General features: G+C 67.4%; 3 protein-coding genes. 1 reads left to right on the top strand and 2 read right to left on the bottom strand.

Annotation, left to right across the window (positions count from 1 at the left end; all coding sequences use genetic code 11):
• Nucleotides 1-303, bottom strand: a 303-nt coding sequence (locus tag CXY79_RS16270) for a hypothetical protein (protein WP_233191080.1), incomplete at its 3' end; no start/stop codon positions are given.
• Between the two features lie 174 nt (nucleotides 304-477).
• Here CXY79_RS16270 and ppsA point away from each other — a divergent pair.
• Nucleotides 478-2,868: a phosphoenolpyruvate synthase gene (gene ppsA / locus CXY79_RS00065; RefSeq protein ID WP_104099138.1), complete on the top strand. Its 2,391-nt coding sequence runs from the start codon at nucleotides 478-480 to the stop codon at nucleotides 2,866-2,868.
• 135 nt (nucleotides 2,869-3,003) lie between these two features.
• Here ppsA and CXY79_RS00060 read toward each other — a convergent pair whose 3' ends face one another.
• The gene (locus tag CXY79_RS00060; protein WP_104099137.1) at nucleotides 3,004-3,390 is read right to left on the bottom strand and encodes a hypothetical protein; all 387 of its coding nucleotides are present in this window, start codon (nucleotides 3,388-3,390) and stop codon (nucleotides 3,004-3,006) included.
• Between the last annotated feature and the right edge of the window lie 335 nt (nucleotides 3,391-3,725).

The raw sequence follows: 3,725 nt of genomic DNA, 5'->3' as shown, positions 1-3,725 counted from the left end.
GGTGGTGCCGGCGGCGGTGTGGCAGTGGTGCGGTGCGGCAGTGGTGTGGTGCGGCGGTGGTGCGGTGCGGCTCTGGCCATCCGCTGCCGAGCTCGACACCTTCGGTCGAGTGCGACAGGTCTGCGGGCCGAACTCGACCGGAACTGTCGTTCCCGCGAGCCCGCAGGCCTGCCCAGCCTGGCAAGCACGGATGCTCGACGTCGAACCAATTCGACGGAGATTCTGGCGAAAATGCGGCTTTCCGGTGTGTTTGGGATGGATTTTGGCAAAATCTCCGTCGAATTCGTTCGGGGCGCGGTTCAACGAGCCGGAGACACTTTCGGGGGGAGTAGGTTGCCATCACGTGGCGCAATCCGCGTGACACGCGGCCACGCGGCCACGCGGCCACGCGGCCACGCGGCCACGCGGCCGTAGGGCCGCAGAGCCGTAGGGCCGTAGATCACCGGGTCGCAGAACTCACAGAGGGGTGGAAGAACAATGCTCGAGAGCAGTGTGGTGTGGTTCAACGAGATCGGACTGGGTGACATTCCGCAGGTCGGCGGCAAGAATGCGTCGCTGGGCGAGATGGTCCGTGCCCTCAGCGACGATGGCGTGAAGGTGCCCGACGGATTCGCGACGACCGCGAACGCCTATCGCGCGTTCATCGCGGCGAACGGGATCGAGCCGGCACTGCGGCGCCAGCTCGACCTGTTCCACGACGGCCGCGCCTCGCTGCGCGTCACGGGCGAGGCCCTGCGCGAACTGTTCCTGGGGGGTGAGTTTCCCGCGGACATTGCCGACGGCATCCGTGCCTCGTATCGGGAACTGTCGGAGAAGGCCGGGCATCCGAACCTGCCCGTGGCCGTGCGCAGCAGCGCCACCGCCGAAGACCTGCCCGACGCCAGCTTCGCCGGTCAGCAGGAGACGTTCCTCAACGTGACGGGCGAGCGCGATCTGCTCGACGCCTGCCGCCGCTGCTACGCCTCGCTCTTCACCGACCGGGCGATCAGTTACCGCGAGGTCAAGAAATTCGACCACCTCGAGGTGGCGCTCTCGATCGGCGTGCAACAGATGATCCGAGCCGACGTCGGCGGCTCCGGGGTGATGTTCTCCATCGACACCGACACCGGCTTTCCGGGCGTGGCCGTGATCAGCGCCGCCTGGGGGCTCGGCGAAACGGTGGTGCAGGGCACGGTCAATCCCGACAAATACCTGGTGTTCAAGGCACTGCTCGACCAGCCCGACTGCACGCCCATCATTGAGAAAACTCTCGGCGAGAAGGCCCGCAAGATGGTCTACGCCAAGGGCGGCAGCGCCCGCACCCGCACCATCGACACCCCCGATCGGGAGCGACAGGCGTTCGTGCTGACCGACGCGGAGATCGTGAAACTGGGCCGTTGGGCCGTGATCGTGGAGAACCACTACGGCCGGCCGATGGACATGGAATGGGCCAAAGACGGCCTGACCCGCGAACTGTTCTTGGTGCAGGCGCGCCCGGAGACCGTGCACTCGCAGGCGAGCGGCACCCGGTTCACGGTGAGCACCCGGACCGAGACGGGGCCGCTGCTGGTGACCGGGGTCGCGATCGGCGACAGCATCGCGAGCGGCGTGGCCTGCGTGATCAAGGACCCCGCCGACATCGAGAAGTTCGTCGACGGCGCCATCCTGGTCACCGAGATGACCGATCCGGACTGGGTGCCGATCATGACCCGCGCGGCCGGCATCGTCACCGACCACGGCGGTCCCACCAGCCACGCCGCGATCGTCAGCCGCGAGCTGGGCGTGCCGGCCGTCGTCGGCACCGGGATCGCAACCGACACGCTCACGGATGGCCAGATGATCACGATCTCCTGCGCCGAAGGCGACGAGGGCTACGTTTTCGAGGGCAAGCTGGCTTTCGAAACCGAGGAGATCGACCTTGGCACCGTGCCGAAAACCCGCACCAAGGTCATGGTCAATATCGCCAGCCCGGCCGCCGCCTTCGAGTGGTGGCGGTTGCCTGCCGACGGCGTGGGGCTGGCCCGGATGGAATTCATCATCAACAACCTGATCAAGATCCACCCGATGGCGCTCGTTCACCCGGAGCGGGTCACCGACCGGGCCGCCATCCGTCAGATCGAGGAGCTCACCCGGGGATATATGGACCCGAAGGAATACTTCGTGCAAACGCTCGCACTCGGTATCGCGAAGCTGACCGCGCCGTATCATCCTGACCCCGTGATCGTGCGGATGAGCGATTTCAAGACCAACGAATATGCGCACCTGATCGGCGGGTCGGTCTTCGAGCACTCGGAGGAGAACCCGATGCTCGGCTTCCGTGGCGCCTCCCGCTACTATGACGAGCGCTACCGGGAGGGCTTCGCCCTCGAGTGCCGGGCGATCAAGCAGGTGCGGGAGAAGATCGGCTTCGACAACGTGATCGTGATGGTGCCGTTCTGCCGCACCGTGACCGAGGCCGACCGTGTGCTCGCGGTGATGGCGGAGAACGGGCTGGTGCGCGGCGAGTCCGGGCTACAGATCTACATGATGTGTGAGATTCCGGCCAATGTGATCCTGGCGGAGCGTTTCGCCACCCGGTTCGACGGCTTCTCGATCGGCTCCAACGACCTTACCCAGCTGGTGCTGGGCGTCGACCGCGACGCCGAGGACCTCGCCGCCCTCTTCGACGAACGCGATGACGCCGTGAAGCAGATGATCCGCGAGGCCATTCAGAAGGCCCACGCCGCCGGGATCAAGATCGGCATTTGCGGGCAGGCGCCGAGCAACTACCCCGACTTCGCGGCCTTTCTGGTGGAGGAGGGCATCGACTCCATCTCGCTCAACCCGGACAGCTTCCTCAAAACGGTGGGCCGAATCGCGCAGGCGGAGCGGGACCACGACACGGCGTAGGAGGGATGCGCCGGACTAGGGACACGCCGTCGGAGGGGCGCGGCGGCAGAGGGCGCTTTGTCGCGCAGGAGAGGCGGCAGCAGAAGACGGATGCCGGTGCGCGGCATCCGTCTTCGTGTGACGTGTTCGGTGTGGTTAGCGCTCGGCCTCGTCGAAGTCGTCGAGCACGGCCTGCTCGTATGCGGCCTCGGCGGCTTCCGCCTTCTCACGGGCGTCGGCGACGCGCACGCTGATCTCGTGCTCGGATGTGCGCAATCGTGCGGCCGCCCGCGGGCTGGCCGTGTCGAGCAGGTCCTCGAGGGTGTCGGGGTCGAGGTGCACGGCAGCCAGCGCGTCGACTTCGGACCGGGCGACGGCGGCCGTGCTCCGAAGGATGCGCAGCCTCGATTCCTGCGCGAATTTCCGCGAGAGGCGGTCGGTGGCCTCCGCGGGGGTCCGTTCGACGGGAACCATGCTCTGCTCGGACCCGTTCTGGTTGGTGTTGTACCGCTCGGCCCCGTCGCCGCTTTCCGTGTTGCTCATCGTGTCTCCTTTTTTCCGCTGGCAGCCTAGCGCGGCAGGTGTCTGCGGCAAATGGGAGCGGCGGGCGGGGCCTGCGGGGTGCGTGTTGGCGTCGGCGGGGCCACTCCCTCGTGACACTCGACCGCACGTGTCGGTTTCGGCACCGGAGACCCGCTGCTGCGCTGAGAGTCGCCGTTGCTGCCCAGCGTCGCCGGTAGAGCGGCGTCATTGGGCAGAAACGGCGACGCTGGGCGGTTCGCGGACGAGACGGACCGCCGAGTGATCGGAACGCGGCCCGAGGAGACGGCCCGCACCGCCCGCCCGCGCCGCCCGCCCGGCCGCGCCGCCCGCCCAGC

It is taken from the genome of Cryobacterium sp. M96 (assembly GCF_002929845.1).
Lineage (GTDB): Bacteria > Actinomycetota > Actinomycetes > Actinomycetales > Microbacteriaceae > Cryobacterium > Cryobacterium sandaracinum.
This window is presented reverse-complemented; position numbering and strand designations above follow the sequence as displayed.